At 70.8% G+C, this 15,981-nt stretch carries 15 protein-coding genes; 8 read left to right on the forward strand and 7 right to left on the reverse strand.

All coding sequences use genetic code 11. The annotated features are described in order from the left end of the window. Positions 1-137 precede the first annotated feature (137 nt). The 5 genes from ACFWU9_RS16345 to galU form a co-directional block, all read right to left on the reverse strand. Positions 138-761: a GNAT family N-acetyltransferase gene (locus ACFWU9_RS16345; RefSeq protein WP_384318741.1), complete on the reverse strand. Its 624-nt coding sequence runs from the start codon at positions 759-761 to the stop codon at positions 138-140. Beyond that, a complete protein-coding gene (locus tag ACFWU9_RS16350) occupies positions 758-1,297 on the reverse strand; it encodes a molybdenum cofactor biosynthesis protein B (protein WP_384318743.1) in 540 nt (179 codons plus the stop codon). The genes ACFWU9_RS16345 and ACFWU9_RS16350 overlap by 4 nt, the downstream gene beginning before the upstream one ends. Further along, complete coding sequence (gene moaC, locus ACFWU9_RS16355; RefSeq protein WP_384318745.1) at positions 1,294-1,863, reverse strand: cyclic pyranopterin monophosphate synthase MoaC; 570 nt, start codon at positions 1,861-1,863, stop codon at positions 1,294-1,296. Before moaC ends, ACFWU9_RS16350 begins: the two co-directional genes overlap by 4 nt. Positions 1,864-1,934: 71 nt before the next feature. Beyond that, entirely contained in the window at positions 1,935-3,275 is a 1,341-nt protein-coding gene (gene glp / locus ACFWU9_RS16360; RefSeq protein WP_384318747.1) for a gephyrin-like molybdotransferase Glp, read from the reverse strand. Between the two features lie 4 nt (positions 3,276-3,279). After that, positions 3,280-4,182 carry a UTP--glucose-1-phosphate uridylyltransferase GalU gene (gene galU, locus ACFWU9_RS16365; RefSeq protein WP_384318749.1) on the reverse strand — a complete coding sequence of 301 codons (903 nt, stop codon included), beginning with the start codon at positions 4,180-4,182 and terminating at the stop codon, positions 3,280-3,282. Between the two features lie 93 nt (positions 4,183-4,275). Here galU and ACFWU9_RS16370 point away from each other — a divergent pair, with 93 nt between their 5' ends. Then, complete coding sequence (locus tag ACFWU9_RS16370) at positions 4,276-4,902, forward strand: 5-formyltetrahydrofolate cyclo-ligase (protein WP_384318751.1); 627 nt, start codon at positions 4,276-4,278, stop codon at positions 4,900-4,902. Positions 4,903-4,933: 31 nt separating this feature from the next. Here the strand turns inward: ACFWU9_RS16370 and ACFWU9_RS16375 are convergent, their stop codons facing one another. After that, a complete protein-coding gene (locus ACFWU9_RS16375; protein WP_384318753.1) occupies positions 4,934-7,774 on the reverse strand; it encodes a penicillin acylase family protein in 2,841 nt (946 codons plus the stop codon). Between the two features lie 246 nt (positions 7,775-8,020). Between ACFWU9_RS16375 and ACFWU9_RS16380 the strand changes: the two genes are divergently transcribed. From ACFWU9_RS16380 to ACFWU9_RS16405, 6 genes are all read left to right on the forward strand, one after another. After that, a complete protein-coding gene (locus tag ACFWU9_RS16380) occupies positions 8,021-9,643 on the forward strand; it encodes a potassium/proton antiporter (protein WP_384318817.1) in 1,623 nt (540 codons plus the stop codon). A gap of 398 nt (positions 9,644-10,041) precedes the next feature. Beyond that, positions 10,042-11,376, forward strand: coding sequence for an MFS transporter (locus ACFWU9_RS16385; RefSeq protein ID WP_384318755.1), 1,335 nt, complete (start codon positions 10,042-10,044; stop codon positions 11,374-11,376). Between the two features lie 65 nt (positions 11,377-11,441). Then, positions 11,442-11,843 carry an FmdB family zinc ribbon protein gene (locus tag ACFWU9_RS16390; protein ID WP_384318757.1) on the forward strand — a complete coding sequence of 134 codons (402 nt, stop codon included), beginning with the start codon at positions 11,442-11,444 and terminating at the stop codon, positions 11,841-11,843. Positions 11,844-11,981: 138 nt separating this feature from the next. Next, positions 11,982-12,842: an S-methyl-5'-thioadenosine phosphorylase gene (locus tag ACFWU9_RS16395; protein WP_384318759.1), complete on the forward strand. Its 861-nt coding sequence runs from the start codon at positions 11,982-11,984 to the stop codon at positions 12,840-12,842. 319 nt (positions 12,843-13,161) lie between these two features. Continuing rightward, entirely contained in the window at positions 13,162-13,725 is a 564-nt protein-coding gene (locus ACFWU9_RS16400) for a hypothetical protein (protein WP_384318761.1), read from the forward strand. Positions 13,726-13,932: 207 nt separating this feature from the next. Further along, a complete protein-coding gene (locus tag ACFWU9_RS16405) occupies positions 13,933-14,427 on the forward strand; it encodes an MscL family protein (RefSeq protein ID WP_384318819.1) in 495 nt (164 codons plus the stop codon). Positions 14,428-14,591: 164 nt separating this feature from the next. On the opposite strand, the gene ACFWU9_RS16410 is transcribed toward ACFWU9_RS16405, so the two are convergent. Further along, complete coding sequence (locus ACFWU9_RS16410; protein ID WP_384318763.1) at positions 14,592-14,849, reverse strand: hypothetical protein; 258 nt, start codon at positions 14,847-14,849, stop codon at positions 14,592-14,594. 82 nt (positions 14,850-14,931) lie between these two features. On the opposite strand from ACFWU9_RS16410, the gene ACFWU9_RS16415 reads away from it, so the two are divergent. Continuing rightward, positions 14,932-15,963: a P1 family peptidase gene (locus ACFWU9_RS16415; protein WP_384318765.1), complete on the forward strand. Its 1,032-nt coding sequence runs from the start codon at positions 14,932-14,934 to the stop codon at positions 15,961-15,963. Positions 15,964-15,981 lie beyond the last annotated feature (18 nt).

A 15,981-nucleotide genomic window follows, 5' to 3' on the forward strand; every position in this document is an offset into this window, starting at 1 on the left:
ACACCGTAGAGGTGTTCGCGCGAGGGCATCCGCCAATTGAGCCGGTGTGTCGCACGATCTGGCTGATATCACGGACTTTTTTTGTGATTGTTCGGATCGCCTGATGGTCGGATAGCGACTAATCTCGAACGTTTGTTTTATTTCTGTGGCGTTCCAGGTCGTGCCTGGTGCCAGCGGTGGAGGAGCCCTTCCGGTACTTCCTCGGCCGTGAGCGCGAAGACCAGATGGTCCCGCCACGCCCCGTCGATGTGCAGATAACGGGGTCGGATGCCTTCCTCACGGAATCCGAGTTTCTCCACGACCCGGCGGCTCGGCCCGTTCTCGGGCCGAATGCAGACCTCGATCCGGTGCATCCCCACCAGCCGGAAACAGTGGTCGACGGCGAGGGCCACGGCCGTCGGCATGACGCCGCGACCCGCGACGTCGCGGTCCACCCAGTAGCCGACATGCCCCGAGCACATCGAGCCCCAGGTGATCCCGGCCACCGTCAACTGGCCGACCAGACGCCCCTGGTACTCGATGATGAACGGCAGCATCCGCCCCGCGTTCGCCTCCGCGCGCAGATGACGGACCATCTGCCGGTACGTCGGGCGCTGGACGACCGGGGCGCCGGGCGGGGCAGGCGGAATCGTCGCCTCCCAGGGCCGCAGCCACTCGCGGTTGCGCCGGTTCACCTCGCGCCAGGCCCGTTGGTCGCGCGACTTTATGGGCCGGAGGACGACATCGCCGTCCACCAGTGCCACGGGCCAGAAGGAGTTCATCCGTCGGTACGGGGGTGATCGCCGCCGTGGATCTGGTCGACGGCATGGACGAGCAGCCGGTTGAGGACGGCGAGCCCGTCCCGTACACCGCCGGAGGAGCCCGGCAGATTGACGATCAGCGTCTGGCCCGCGACACCCGCGAGGCCCCGCGACAGGGCGGCGGTGGGGACCTTGCGGGCGCCCTCGGCGCGGATCGCCTCCGGGATGCCGGGGATCTCGCGGTCCAGGACGCGGCGGGTGGCCTCGGGGGTGCGGTCGGTCGGCGAGATGCCCGTACCGCCGGTGGTCAGGACGACGGCGTACGACGCGGCGACCGCGTCGCGCAGGGCGGCCTCGACCGGGTCGCCGTCGGGCACCACCAGCGGCCCGTCGACCGAGAAGCCGAGCTCCGCGAGGGCGCTCGCGATGATCGGGCCTCCGGTGTCCGCGTAGACGCCGGCCGCCGCGCGGTTGGACGCGGTGACGACGAGGGCCCGGTACGGCTCCGGCGCCCGGGCCGGCGGGGGCGCGGTGCCGCTCTCGGCGGGATCGCTCATGCCGTGCCCCTCTCCGGTGCCCCGTCCGTCGGTGGCCGCCCGCCCCGCCCGGGTGCCCGGCGGGAGTAGGGGCCCGACACGCCGCCGGTCTTCTCCTCGACCCGTACGTCCGTGATCACCGCGCCCTTGTCGACGGCCTTCACCATGTCGACCACCGTCAGCGCCGCGACCGAGACCGCGGTCAGGGCCTCCATCTCCACGCCCGTGCGGTCCGTGGTCCTGACCGTCGCCAGGATCTCCACCGCCTCGTCCGTGACGGAGAGGTCGAGGGTGACTCCCGAGAGGGCCAGCGGATGGCAGAGCGGGATCAGCTCAGGCGTCCGTTTCGCCCCCATGATGCCCGCGATACGGGCGGTGGCCAGGGCGTCGCCCTTCGGCATCCCCTCGCCCCTCAACAGCGCCACCACGTGGGGCGAGACCAGCACCCGGCCGCTCGCGCTGGCGGTGCGCGCGGTGACCTCCTTGGCGGAGACGTCGACCATACGGGCCGCGCCCGCCTCGTCGATATGCGTCAGGCGGCCTTGTGGAGAAGGTCCGGGGGTCTCCCCCCGGGAAAACGCAGTCATCGCTGTGGCGCTCCCGGTCCGGGCCCGGCGGGGCCTGTCTGGCAGGACACGCTACCGCCACCGCGCGGTCGTCAGCCGAGCAGCACCACGTCGACGTCGCTGCCGGGCTCCACCGAGACCGCCTGCTCGGGGACCACGATCAGCGCGTCGGCGTGCGCGAGGGCCGCGACGAGATGGGACCCGGCGCCCCCGACGGGGACGACCGAGCCGCTGTCGGGGTCGTACGTCCCGCGCAGGAACTGGCGTCGGCCCGCGGGGGACCTCAGCGCCCGGTCGGACTTCAGGGTCGCCCTGACCGTCCGACGGTGGACGTCCTGGCGGCCCATGAGCGCGCGGATCGCTGGGCGCACGAACAACTCGAAGGAGACGTAACTGGAGACCGGATTGCCGGGGAGGGCGAGCAGCGGTGTGTGCTCGGGGCCGATCGAACCGAAGCCCTGCGGCTTGCCCGGCTGCATCGCGAGCTTGCGGAAGTCGATGCCGCTGCCCGGCTCGTCCTCGTCTCCTACGGAGGACAGCGCCTCCTTGACCACGTCGTACGCCCCGACGCTGACCCCGCCGGTCGTCACGATCATGTCCGCGCGGATCAGCTGGTCCTCGATCGTGGCCCGCAGGGTGTCCGCGTCGTCGGTGACCGCGCCGACCCGGTAGGCGATGGCGCCCGCGTCGCGCGCGGCGGCGGTGAGCGCGAAGCTGTTGGAGTCGTAGATCTGGCCCTGGCCCAACGCCTCGCCCGGCTGTACCAGTTCACTGCCGGTCGACAGGACGACCACGCGCGGGCGCGGGTGGACCCGGACGGTGGCGCGGCCGATGGCGGAGAGCAGACCGATCTGCGGCGGTCCCAGGACCGTGCCCGCCTCCAGGGCGAGGTCCCCGGCCTGGACGTCGCTGCCGCGCGCGCGGACGTGGGCGCGGGGCTCGACCGGCCGGTACACCCGGACCTCGCCGCTCGCGCCCTCCGGCGCGGAGCCGGCCGGCCGCATGGAGGTGGCCGCCCCGCCGCCCGTACCGCCGTCGGTCCATTCGACGGGGACGACCGCCTCGGCGCCGGGCGGCAACGGCGCGCCGGTCATGATCCTGGCCGCCTCGCCGGGCCCGACGCGCGGCAGGGCGTCGCCGCCCGCCGCGACGTCGCCGATGACGGTCAGGACGGCCGGGAACTCCTCGTCGGCGCCCGACACGTCGGCCGTACGGACCGCGTAACCGTCCATGGAGCTGTTGTCGAACGGCGGCAGCGCCACCGGCACCGTGACGTCCTCGACGAGGACGCAGCCCTGGGCGTCGGGCAGTTGCAGCTCGATCGGGTCGAGCGGACGGACCGTGGCGAGGATGTCCGCCAGATGCTCGTCCACCGTCCAGAGCCGTCCCTGGCCCGAGGCGGAAGCCTGTGCCGGTGTCGCCGTACTGCTCAAGGTGCTACATCTCCTCGTTGACGTAACTGCGCAGCCAGGTCCGGAAGTCCGGTCCCAGGTCCTCACGTTCGCACGCGAGTCTGACAATGGCACGCAGATAGTCGCCGCGGTCACCCGTGTCATAGCGGCGTCCCTTGAAGACGACGCCATGGACCGGGCCGCCGATCTTCTCGTCGGCGGACAGCTGCTGGAGCGCGTCGGTGAGCTGGATCTCGCCGCCCCGGCCGGGCTCCGTCTGGCGCAGTATCTCGAAGACGGCGGGGTCCAGGACGTAACGGCCGATGATGGCGTAGTTGCTGGGCGCGTCCGCCTTGTCGGGCTTCTCGACCAGGTCGTGCACCTTGACCACGTCGCTGTACGGGGTGGGCTCGACGGCCGCGCATCCGTACAGATGGATCTGGTCGGGCTCGACCTCCATCAGGGCGATGACGCTGCCGCCCTCGCTCTCCTGGATCTCGACCATGCGCGACAGCAGCGGGTCGCGCGGGTCGATCAGGTCGTCACCGAGGAGCACCGCGAAGGGCTGGTCACCGACGTGCGGGGCCGCGCACAGCACGGCGTGGCCGAGGCCCTTGGGGTCGCCCTGTCGCACGTAGTGCATCGTCGCCAGGTCGCTGGACTCCTGGACCTTGGCGAGGCGTTCGGTGTCTCCCTTACGGGTGAGCGCCTCCTCCAGTTCGTAGTTGCGGTCGAAGTGGTCTTCCAGGGGGCGCTTGTTGCGTCCGGTGACCATGAGAACGTCGGAGAGCCCGGCCATCACGGCTTCCTCGACCACGTACTGGATCGCGGGCTTGTCGACGACAGGCAGCATCTCCTTGGGAGTGGCCTTGGTGACAGGCAGGAAGCGGGTTCCTAGACCTGCGGCCGGGATGACAGCCTTGCTGATCCTGGGGGGCGACTGAGTCATGGCCAGCAGCCTATCCGCCAGAGATGAGAGGAAGATGTGGCTCCGGTTAACTTTCTCTCCGTACATACGCATACGAGAGATTTGTGACGCTTCATGAACACGCACATGCCGGGAAAACCCGCCCTGCGGCGGGAACTGCTCGCCGCGCGACGCCTGCTGTCCGAAGAGGACGTCCGGAACGCCTCGGCGGTTCTCGCCCGGCGGGCACTGGAGCTTCCCGAACTCGCCGGGGCCGGGACCGTCGCCGCGTATGTCTCGGTGGGGCGCGAACCGGGGACACGCGCGCTGCTCGACGCGCTGCGGGAACGGGGGGTGCGGGTCCTCCTGCCGGTGCTGCTGCCTGACAACGATCTGGACTGGGCGGTGTACGAGGGGGCGGAGCGGCTCGTGCGCGCGGGGCGGGGACTGCTGGAGCCGGACGGTGTCCGGCTGGGCGCGGACGCGGTGCTCCGGGCGCGGGCGGTGCTGCTTCCCGGGCTCGCCGTGGACGGGCGCGGGATGCGGCTGGGGCGGGGCGGCGGGTCGTACGACCGGGTCCTGGGCCGGCTGGAGAGGGCGGGCGCCGGGGGCGGCGCGGGGGTTGGGGGCGGCGCGGGGGCCGTCCTGGCGGTGCTGCTGTACGACCACGAGGTGGTCGAGCGGGTCCCCGAGGAGCCGCACGACCGCCCCGTGCACGTGGTGGTGACCCCGGGCGGGACCAGGCGCTTCGCGGGCGCGTGACGGGCCCGCCCCGGCCCCCGCCGCCGGATGCCTACGGCGCCAGCGTCAGGGTGTCCCCCGTGCTCTCCTCCACCGCCCTGCTGCTGAACGACCAGTCGATCAGCTCGCCCTTGGCCCACTTCTCCGTCTGGTCGGTGTAGTTCGCGCTGTACGCGTGGCCGGAGGCACCCGTCAGATTGATCCAGCGGGACTTGTCCCAGTCACCGACGTTGACCACCATCCGCATCGACGGGACCCACATGATCTCGTAGTCGCTTGCCGCGTTCCAGCCGGTGGCGTTGACCGCCGCCTCGCCGCCGCCCAGATTCCACGGGCCGCGGTTGAGCAGCGACTTCACTATGCCGGGGCCCTCCGTACCGAGGGTCTGGTTCTCCAGGTTCAACTGGTGCAGCCGGCCCCAGCTCCAGGTGGAGACGTCCTTGCCGAGCTTGGCGGTCAGCTCCCAGCGCGCGTCCGTGAGGGCCCGCAGCAGAAGCCCGTCGCGGGTCTTGGTGGCCTTCTCCGTACGCGTGGCCGGGGACTGCCACCACTCGTTGTCCTCGTCCTTGAGGATCTTGCGGGTGATCTCGAACCAGCGGTCGCCGCCGTCCGGCTGCGCCGACTCCGAGGTCCGCCGGCCGCACTCGCGTACCCGCTCGGCGAGGTCGTCGGCCGGGCCGGTGCTGTCGGCGGGGCGCACGCTCAGGCACTCCCCCTTGACGCGCATCTCCTTGGGAAGCTTGTTCCCGAAGGCGAGCTTGAGGACGTTGCGCCAGACCGCGTTGAAGTAGGCGGCCGCCGCCGAGTCCGGCTCCTGCGTGTAGTCCCACCCTTCGAGGAGCTTCTGGGCCTCGCGGATGGCGGGGTCCGAGACATCGATCTTCAGCAGGTACGGCATGAGCTGCGTGGCGATCTCGCTGCGGTTGTCCGTCTGCATCGTGCGCATGTCGTCGGTGGAGATCTTCCCGCCGTCCTTGATCTTCGACTTGATGAGGTCGTTTATCCGCTGGCTGCGGGCGCCGTAGCCCCAGTCCTCGGTCAGCGCGTGCTCATAGTCCTTGCCGATGACGGCCTGGTTGGCGGTGACGATGTAACCGCGTTCCGGGTTCTCCTCGTAAGGAAGCTCGTCGAAGGGGATGTACTCGTCCTCCCACCGGTACGCCGGGTCCCAGCCCGGGGCCGGCACCGAGCCGTCGCCCTTGGCGCGGACCGGGATCCGACCGGGTGCCTGGTAGCCGATGTTGCCCTTGGTGTCCGCGTAGATCAGGTTCTGCGAGGGGACCTCGAAGAGCTCGGCGGCCTTGCGGAACTCCGGGAAGTCCTTGGCCTTGTTGAGCGCGAAGACCGCGTCCATGGACTTGCCGGGCTCAAGGGCGGTCCACTGGAGGGAGACCGCGTAGCCCTCGCCGCGGTCGGGCGCCGCGTTGTTGACGGGGGCCTTGTCGCCGACCCTGCGCAGTTCGGCGTCGCGGTCGGAGACGACGGGACCGTGTCCGGTGGAGCGGACCGTGATGGTCTGGCTCTTGGCACCGGCGATCTTGATCGTCTCCTGACGGGTCGTGAACTCCTTCTGTTCGTTCCCGTACTGGTAGGTGTCGCCGTGGACCTTCTCCAGATAGAGGTCGGTCACGTCCGCGCCGAGGTTGGTCATGCCCCAGGCGATGTCCTTGTTGTGGCCGATGATCACACCGGGCATCCCGGCGAAGGTGTAGCCGGCCACGTCGTACTGGCAGTCCTTGGTGAAGCTGCGGCAGTGCAGACCCATCTGGTACCAGACGGAGGGCAGCTGGGGAGCGAGGTGCGGGTCGTTGGCGAGCAGCGGCTTGCCGGTCGTCGTGTACTTCCCCGAGACGACCCATGAGTTGGATCCGATGCCGCTGCCGCTGGGGCCGAGCAGTTCGGGGAGCTCGTCAAGGGTGGCGGAGAGGGCGTCGAGCTGGGACTCCAGGCCCTCGGTGGCGGCGCCCGGGTCTCCGGTGGCGCCTCCCGTGCCCGCGTCCGCGGTGCCCGTGCCGGTCCCTATGCCGGTTCCGGCGCCGGTTCCCGTGCCCGTGCCGGTTCCCGTTCCCGTTCCCGTACCGGTGCCCGTGCCCGTACCGTCCTCCGAGTCGTCCGCCGGCTCGGCCTTCGGGTCGAACTCCCCCGCGAAGGGGTCGACCGCGCCCTTGGTGACGATCGGCTGATTCCTGTCGTACGGATACGACGGATACAGGTCCTCGATCTGCTCCTCGTCCATCCTGCTCGTGAGCAGCGAACGGTCGACCTCGTCCTGCATGTTGGAGCGCAGGTCCCACGCCATCGCCTTGAGCCAGGCCACCGAGTCGACGGGGGTCCACTTCGCGGGCTTGTAGTCGTTGGTGAAGTCCAGGGCGGCGTACTCGACGGAGATGTCCTTGCCGTCGCGGCCCTCCAGGTAGTCGTTGACGCCGTCCGCGTACGACTGGAGGTACTTCTTCGTCTCGTCGGAGAGCTCGTTGTCGTACTCGTCCTGGGCCACCTGCCGCCAGCCGAGCGTGCGCAGGAACTCGTCCGTCTCGACCTGTCCCTTGCCGAACATCTCGGAGAGCCGCCCCGAGGTCATGTGGCGCCGGACATCCATCTCCCAGAAGCGGTCCTGCGCCTGGACGTAGCCCTGGGCACGGAACAGGTCCTGATCGGTGTTGGCGTAGATCTGCGGGACGCCGTAGCTGTCGCGCTTGACCTCGACCTGGCCGTCGAGCCCCGGCAGCTTGATGGTGCCGGTGGTCTGCGGGAGCGAGGCACGCACGGTACTGACGCCCCAGTAGGCGCCGTAACCCACGCCTCCTACCAGAGCCAGGACCAGGACGATCACGACAAGGCGGGCGCGTCGCCCCTTCTTTTTGGTGGCAGGGGGCGTTGAGTTGGCGGGCATCGCTGTCCTTCGAGGGGCAGGGTGGTCCTGGAATGCTGCAGCAACCATAGGCGCAGCGGTTCACCCGCCCCGACGCGGTGTCACTAGTACGACCCGTTGGGACTCCTCGGACGATCACACAGGAAATCACGCGATCGATCGCACGGACGATCGATCGCGTCAAGAAAACGTTAAAGATTAGGTAAGGTAACGAAGTGCCGACAGCCGGGAAAACGCTCCGGTGTGCGTGAGGGGAAGGATCGGCCGCTGACTGTCCACCAGCTCAATGAACTCCTGCTCATCTGCTCGCTCGTGCTGCTGATCGCGGTCGCGGCGGTGCGGATCTCGTCCCGGAGCGGGCTGCCCAGCCTGCTGCTCTACCTGGGGATCGGCGTCCTCATCGGCCAGGACGGCATCTTCAACGTCAAGTTCGACAACGCCGAGTTGACCCAGGTGATCGGCTACGCCGCCCTGGTCGTGATCCTCGCCGAGGGCGGTCTGGGCGCCAAGTGGAAAGAGGCGAAACCGGCTCTGCCGGCCGCCGTCGCCCTGTCGACCGTCGGTGTGGCCGTCAGCGTGGGTGTGACCGCGACCGCCGCGTACTTCCTCGTCGGGCTCGACTGGCGCCAGTCCCTGATCATCGGCGCCGTCGTCTCGTCCACGGACGCCGCCGCCGTCTTCTCCGTACTGAGGAAGATTCCGCTGCCCGCCAGGGTGACGGGCGCGCTGGAGGCGGAGTCGGGCTTCAACGACGCCCCTGTGGTGATCATGGTGGTGGCGCTGTCGACGGTCGGACCGGTGGAGCACTGGTACGTCCTGGTGGGCGAGATCTTCCTGGAGCTGGCCATCGGCGCCGCCATCGGGATCGCGACGGGCTGGCTGGGCGCCTTCGGGCTCCGGCATGTGGCGCTGCCGGCCTCCGGTCTCTATCCGATCGCCGTGATGGCCATCGCCGTCGTCGCGTACGCGGCCGGGGCCATGGCCCACGGCAGCGGGTTCCTCGCCGTGTATCTGGCGTCCATGCTGCTCGGGAACTCCAGACTGCCGCACGCGCCCGCGACCCGTGGTTTCGCGGAGGGGCTCGGCTGGCTCGCGCAGATCGGCATGTTCGTCCTGCTGGGACTGCTGGTGACGCCGCACGAGCTGGGCGACGACTTCTGGCCCGCGGTGATAGTGGGCCTGGTGCTGACCGCGGTGGCACGGCCCCTGTCCGTGGTGGTGAGCCTCGCGCCGTTCCGCATCCCCTGGCAGGAGAAGGCGCTGATGTCGTGGGCGGGGCTGCGCGGCGCCGTACCCATCGTCATCGCGACGATCCCGATGGTCTCGGAGATCGAGGGCAGCCACCGGATTTTCAACATCGTCTTCGTGCTGGTCGTCGTCTACACGATCGTGCAGGGCCCGACACTGCCGTGGGTGGCCAGGACGCTGCACCTCGGCGACCCCTCCGAGGCGGCCGACCTCGGGGTCGAGTCGGCGCCGCTGGAGCGGCTGCGCGGTCATCTGCTCTCCGTGGCCATCCCGGAGCGCTCGAAGATGCACGGCGTGGAGGTCGGAGAGCTGCGGCTGCCCCCGGGGTCGGCGGTCACACTGGTCGTACGGGAGAACAAGAGCTTCGTGCCGGGGCCGTCGACCGTGCTGCGGCGGGGGGACGAGCTGCTGGTGGTGGCGACGGATCCGGTACGGGACGCGGCCGAGCGGCGGCTGCGGGCGGTCGGCCAGGGCGGAAAGCTGGCGGACTGGCTCGGCGCGAACGGGGCGGGCGGGCCGGGTGCGCAGGGCGGGGCGGGCGGTGGCGGGACGGCGAAGAAGCCGGGAGGGCACGGAAAGCCGGGGAACGGGGTCGGTGGGATCAGCGGGGTCTTCGGGGTCTTCGGGCGAAGACAGCACTGAGGGTGTGCGCGCCGCACATGCCGCTCTCGTGTCGGAGGCGGGTGCCGGACGCGGGCGCCGACCGGGTCGCCGGCTGGGTCGCCCCGGCTCGGGTCGCCGGCTCGGGCTCGCCTGGGAATCGAAGGCCGTGGCACCCGGAGGTGGCAATCACAGGTGTCAGTCGAGATCTTCCTGGCATTTCCCAGGTAGGATGAGCGCCGTGCCTGTCGCGTCCAGGAGACGTGACGCATCTACTTGATCGACCAACTCTGCCTGACGCAGGGCTGGCGCGACCGTATGGCGGCCGTGGTGTCCCTTCCGGTGGACCCGGGTATCTACCGCAGTTCCGCGCAAGAGGACAGCTCTCGGCAGCCCGCGCACATGCGGGGCTGCCACCAGGCGGCAGAAAGGCAAGGACCGTGTCCGACACGGTCGACACCACCGCCGGCGCCCCGGAGGGAACGGCATCGCGCCGCCCCGGCTACGGGCAGTTGCTCCGTACGCCCGGCGCCTGGACGTTTCTGCTTCCGGGCTTCGCCGCGCGACAGCCCTTCGCGATGCTGACGATCGGCATCGTCCTGCTCGTCCAGCACACATCCGGTTCGTACGGCGACGCGGGCATGGTCGCCGCCGTCACCGGTGTCTCCATGGCGCTCTTCGCGCCGCAGAACGGCAAGCTCGCCGACCGGTTCGGCCAGCGCGCGGTGCTGGTGCCCGGGGTCCTGCTCCATGCGGTGTCCGTCGCCGCCCTGACAGTCCTCGCACTGGCGGGCGCGCCCCTGTGGGCGCTGTTCGTCGCCGCCGTACCGACAGGCGCGTCGATCCCACAGGTGGGGCCGATGGTCCGGTCGCGCTGGGCGGCTGTGCTCGGCGCCTCCCACGAGCGCTCCCGGCTGCTGCCGACGGCCGCCGCCTTCGAGTCCGTCACGGACGAGTTCACCTTCGTCATCGGACCGGTCCTCGCGACGGCGCTGTGCACCGGCGTGCACCCGGCGGCGGGGCTGGCCGCCGAGGGCGCGCTGACCCTGGTGGGCGGGCTGCTGTTCGCCGCGCGGCGCGGGACCCAGCCGCGGCCGTCGGGGCGGGGCGCCTCGAAGGACGCCGCGGGCCCGGGCGGCGGGTACGGGGCGCGGGTCTCGGCGCTGTCCGTGCCCGGCGTACGGGTCCTCGCCGTGGTCTTCCTCGGCGTCGGTTCGGTCTTCGGCGGCATGCAGGTCTCGCTCACGGCCTTCGCCGAGGAGATCGGCAACCCCGGCGCGAACGGTCTTCTGTACGGAGTCTTCGCCGCCGGCAACATGCTCGCCGGTGTCGCGTGCGGGGCCATCGCCTGGAGAACCGGTCCCCGCCACCGGCTGATCATCGGTTACCTGGGTCTGACCGTGGCCGCCTCCGGGCTGTGGACCGTGCACTCGGTGCCACTGCTCGCGGGCCTCGGCCTGCTGGTCGGGCTCTTCATCGCGCCCGTGCTGATCAGCGGCTACACCCTGATCGAGACCCTGGTGCCCGCGGGGGCTCGTACGGAGGCCTTCACCTGGCTGACGGGCGCGGTCGCGCTGGGGCAGGCAGGCGCGGTCACGGCGGCCGGGCGGCTGGCGGACAGCCACGGCGCGAGCGCCGGATTCGTGGTGCCCCTGGTGGGCACGGCACTGGCTCTGGCCACGCTCGTCGCCCTGCGATCACGGCTCAGGCCGAAGGCGTCCGGCCACGTCGAGGCGCGTGGAATGGGTCACCGCGTGCCGGTGGCAGTGGACTGATCCAGCGGAATACGTCACTATGGAGCGTCGTTAGCACTCATTGAGTGAGAGTGCCAGGAGGAAAAGTGCCGACCTATCAGTACCAGTGCACCGATTGTGGCGAGGGCCTCGAGGCGGTGCAGAAGTTCACCGACGATTCCCTCACCGTGTGCCCCGCCTGCGATGGACGCCTGAAGAAGGTGTTCTCGGCGGTCGGCATCGTCTTCAAGGGCTCCGGTTTCTACCGGAACGACAGCCGCGGCTCGTCGTCGACCAGCACGCCGGCCAAGGCGGGCGCGTCGAACGGCTCCGGTGACTCGGGCGGATCGGGCGACAAGTCGTCCTCCTCGTCGAGTTCGTCGTCGGACTCGAAGACGTCGGGCACGTCCACGTCGTCGAGCAGCTCCTCGTCGGGCTCGGGCTCCTCCGGCTCCGGCTCGAAGTCGGGCGCCACGAGCAGCAGCTCCAGCGGCTCGTCCGCCGCCTGACCAACTGATTCCTCTCCGGGACCCCGCCGTTCGGTACGGCGGGGTCCTCGGCGTTCCCCTGTGGGGTACGGCGGGCCCTTGTCCTACCCGTGTGCCCGCGCACCGGCACGCCTGACGGCCCCGGTTAGGGTGATCGTCATGGCGACCAAGGCGAACGCAGAGGGCTCGGAGACCGCGGAGATCGGCGTCATCGGCGGCTCGGGCCTGTACTCATTCCTCGACGACGTGACCGAGGTCACCGTCGACACCCCCTACGGACCGCCCAGCGACTCGCTGTTCCTCGGTGATGTCGAGGGCAGGCGCGTCGCGTTCCTGCCCCGCCACGGGCGCGCGCACGACATCGCGCCGCACCGCATCAACTACCGCGCCAACCTGTGGGCGCTGCGATCGGTCGGCGTACGGCAGGTGCTCGGCCCGTGCGCGGTGGGCGGGCTGCGCCTGGAGTTCGGCCCGGGCACGCTGCTCGTACCCGACCAGTTGGTCGACCGCACGAAGGCGCGTACGCAGACGTACTACGACGGCGTACCGCTTCCCGACGGAGAGAAGTCGAACGTCGTCCACATCTCGCTCGCCGATCCGTACTGCCCCGAGGGGCGCAAGGCCGCGCTCGGCGCGGCACGCGGGCGTGAGTGGGAGCCGGTGGACGGCGGGACGCTGGTGGTCGTCGAGGGGCCTCGTTTCTCGACCCGCGCCGAATCGCGGTGGCACGCGGCCATGGGGTGGTCGGTGGTCGGTATGACGGGTCACCCGGAGGCCGTTCTCGCCCGCGAACTGGGGCTCTGCTACACGTCGTTGACGCTGGTGACCGACCTGGACGCCGGGGCGGAGACTGGCGAGGGCGTGTCGCACGAAGAGGTGCTGAGAGTCTTCGCCTCGAACGTCGACCGGCTGCGCACGGTGCTGTTCGACACCGTGGGCGGGCTGCAGGACGGCGAGACGAGGGACTGCCTGTGCTCGCATGCGCTGGACGGGATCGATACAGGGCTCAAACTGCCGTAAATCATCCCAGAACTATCCGGAACTCCATCCGGAGGAGCTCGTTCGGGTGAGCGAGTTATTCACATTCGGGTAGTTGTCCACAGGCTTCAGCGGGATTTCGGCAGCGCGTGGATCGTGAGGAGCGGCCAGCAGAAACTTCTCACGGCAGGTGGTGGTTGCCATGTCCCGTTCCTCCTCACGTTCCTCGCGCTCGTCCGCGACTCCGAGTCCGGTCTCGACGAGCTCGACTTCGGGCCCGACTCCGCGTTCGAGCCCGAGTCCGCGTTCGACCTACCGTTCTCTCGTCAGCCGTCCTTCGGACCCTCCCCTCTTCCCGCCCGTGCCGGTGCCCGCGCCGGTGGCCGCCGCGCCCGCTCCGTGCGGGGTGCCGGCGTTCGATCCGCTCCGGGTGCGGGGCGGCGGGCATCGCCTGCGCAGGGCGCTGCTCCGGCGCCGGCGTTCCATGGCGGCGGGACTGGCCGTGACGGCTGCCGCGCTGGCGGCGTCGGGTGCGGGCGGTCCCGGCGTGGCGGCCGGGGCGGAGGAGCGCGCCGAGGCGGCGGCCCGCGCGGCGGCCGGAGGCGCGTCCGGTGCGGGTGCTCAACCGGACGCGGAGAAGGTGGAGTTGGTCGTCGCCCCGGTGCGGATCGCCGATGTGGAGACGGCGCGGCTGCTGCGTCACGGCGACCGGGTGGATGTGATCGCCGCCGCCTCCCACTCCCCCTCCGGCGCGGAGTCCGATGCCCGGGTGGTCGCCAAGGGAGTGATGGTCGAATCCATCCCGCGGGCGTTGGAGAACGCCGCAGAGGGCGGTGCGCTGGTCCTGCTGACCGTCGAGCGTGACGTGGCGGCGGAGTTGGCGGGCGCGAGCACGAACTCCCGACTGGCGGTGACGCTGTGCTGACCCGCCTCGCGTCCGGCGGCCGGGCTGCCGCGCCCCTGATGTCGACCCGCGCTCCTCGCCGTCGTACTGATGAGCAGACTGGTCACACCAAAGCATGGGCGGATTGGACAGCCGGGGCGCGAGTTGCTCATGGTGTCAGGGCGGTCGGCGGTCCCCACGGCTGTCCCCGTCCTGATCCCCATGGCACAGACGAAGAAGGGCTCACAGGTGAGCAACGACAAGGAGAGCGTGCTGGAGGGCTTCAAAGCCTTCCTGACGCGTGGCAACGTGATCGACCTCGCGGTCGCCGTGGTCATCGGCGCCGCCTTCACCAACGTGGTGAACTCCCTGGTGAAGGGCGTCATCAATCCGGTCGTCGGCGCGTTCGGGACCAAGGATCTGGACCGCTACACCTCGTGTCTCCAGTCCCCGTGCAAGACGAACGCGGCGGGCGATGTGGTGTCGGGCATCCCGATCATGTGGGGGACGGTGCTCAGCTCGACGCTCAGCTTCCTGATCACCGCCGCCGTCGTCTACTTCCTGATGGTCCTGCCGATGGCGAAGTACCTCGCCAGGCGTGCCAGGCAGCAGGCCGCCAAGGAGAAGGTGGAGGAGATCATCGAGGTGAGCGAGCTGGAGGTGCTGAAGGAGATCAGGGACGCCCTGGTCGCTCAGCAGCGCGTGCCGGGACAGGGGCAGGGACAGGGCCAGAGCGCCCTGTAAGGCCCTTCCGGTCGCCGTCCGGGCCGCTGACGCCGTCGCCGCCTCTACGGCCGGTGTGCGTGCGGTCGGTGCACGTGCGGGCGGTGCGGGTTCGCCCGGGGCGCGTTCGCCCGGGGCCGGGGCGGGGCGCGTGCGCGGGGGCGGGCTCGCGGCGCTCGGATCGGTCAGATGTGGTGCGGCGGCTTCTCGTCGAGGAAGCGGGCCAGATCGGCGGCGCTGTCGCCGCTCGTGGCCGCGCGTTCGCCCCAGCCGGTGTCCGTGTCGTCCGAGGACCGACGGTCCAGCGGGTCGTCGAAGACGAGCGGGGGCGTGGGCCGGCCCGGCTTCGGCGGGGCGGGCTCAACGGGTGCCGGCCGCTGTGGGGCGGGGTGCTGCGGGTCCGTCCCGGAGTCGCTCGGTCCGGGGGTGCGGGCGGTGCTCATGCGTCCAGGGTACGGGGGTGGGCGCGGCGGACGGGGTGGTCCGCCGTGGCGGGGGTCCGGCCTCGTGGTACGCATGGGATCCATGGCACTCAATGACGCACTGACGGATGTGGCGGGGATTCGGGTCGGGCACGCGCGGGTGGCCGGGGACCGGGCGCTGAGCGGTACGACGGTCGTTCTGGCGCCGGAGGGCGGGGCGGTCGCCGCCGTGGACGTACGGGGCGGTGGTCCGGGCACACGGGAGACCGACGCGCTGGATCCGCGCAATCTGGTGAGCCGTGTCGACGCCGTCGTGCTCACCGGCGGGAGCGCGTACGGGCTCGACTCCGCCTCCGGGGTGGTGGCGTGGCTGGAGGAGCGGGGGCGGGGGGTCCGGGTCGGGCCGGACCCGGACCAGGTGGTGCCGGTCGTCCCGGCCGCGTGCGTCTTCGATCTGGGGCGCGGCGGCGACTGGCGGGCCCGTCCCGACGCCTCCACGGGCCGTGCGGCGGCCGAGGCGGCGGCGGACACGGAATCGGGGGCGCCCGTCGCCGAGGGCGGCGTGGGTGCCGGGACCGGGGCCGTGGTGGGGCAGCTGAAGGGCGGGATCGGTACGGCGAGTGTGCGGCTGCCGTCCGGGATCACGGTCGCGGCGCTGGTCGTCGCGAACGCGGCGGGGTCCGCGGTCGATCCGCTGACCGGTGTGCTGTACGGGCGGTACTTCGAGGGCCGTCCGGGCTATCCCTCGGACGGGGTTCATGAGGCCGCTCTCGCGCGTCTCGCCGAGGTGCGCGAGCGCGAGGGGCGGCCTCCGCTGAACACCACGCTCGCCGTCGTGGCGACCGACGTCGACCTCTCCAAGGCCCAGGCGCAGAAGCTCGCGGGGACGGCGCACGATGGGATCGCGCGCGCCGTCCGTCCCGTACATCTGCTCAACGACGGCGACACGGTCTTCACACTCGCCACCGGCGAACGCACGCTCGACGCCGGGAACCCGCTTGCGCTCAACGAGGTGCTTGCGGCCGGGGCCGACGCCGTGACCAGGGCCATTGTGCGGGCGATGATGGCGGCGGAGGGTGTGGAGGGGCCGGGCGGTACGTTCCCCTCGTACGCGAATCTGTACGGCACGGACTGACCGACGGCGCAAGGGACT

This window comes from Streptomyces sp. NPDC058653, assembly GCF_042716895.1.
In the GTDB taxonomy this organism is placed as follows: Bacteria; Actinomycetota; Actinomycetes; order Streptomycetales; family Streptomycetaceae; genus Streptomyces.

Excerpts from the sequence above, each read along its gene's own strand:
- ACFWU9_RS16345 (WP_384318741.1), bottom strand. The coding sequence starts at position 761 with ATGAACTCCTTCTGGCCCGTGGCACTGGTGGACGGCGATGTCGTCCTC.
- ACFWU9_RS16350 (WP_384318743.1), bottom strand. The coding sequence starts at position 1,297 with ATGAGCGATCCCGCCGAGAGCGGCACCGCGCCCCCGCCGGCCCGGGCG.
- moaC (WP_384318745.1), bottom strand. The coding sequence starts at position 1,863 with ATGACTGCGTTTTCCCGGGGGGAGACCCCCGGACCTTCTCCACAAGGC.
- galU (WP_384318749.1), bottom strand. The coding sequence starts at position 4,182 with ATGACTCAGTCGCCCCCCAGGATCAGCAAGGCTGTCATCCCGGCCGCA.
- ACFWU9_RS16370 (WP_384318751.1), top strand. The coding sequence starts at position 4,276 with ATGAACACGCACATGCCGGGAAAACCCGCCCTGCGGCGGGAACTGCTC.
- ACFWU9_RS16375 (WP_384318753.1), bottom strand. The coding sequence starts at position 7,774 with ATGCCCGCCAACTCAACGCCCCCTGCCACCAAAAAGAAGGGGCGACGC.
- ACFWU9_RS16395 (WP_384318759.1), top strand. The coding sequence starts at position 11,982 with ATGGCGACCAAGGCGAACGCAGAGGGCTCGGAGACCGCGGAGATCGGC.
- ACFWU9_RS16410 (WP_384318763.1), bottom strand. The coding sequence starts at position 14,849 with ATGAGCACCGCCCGCACCCCCGGACCGAGCGACTCCGGGACGGACCCG.
- ACFWU9_RS16415 (WP_384318765.1), top strand. The coding sequence starts at position 14,932 with ATGGCACTCAATGACGCACTGACGGATGTGGCGGGGATTCGGGTCGGG.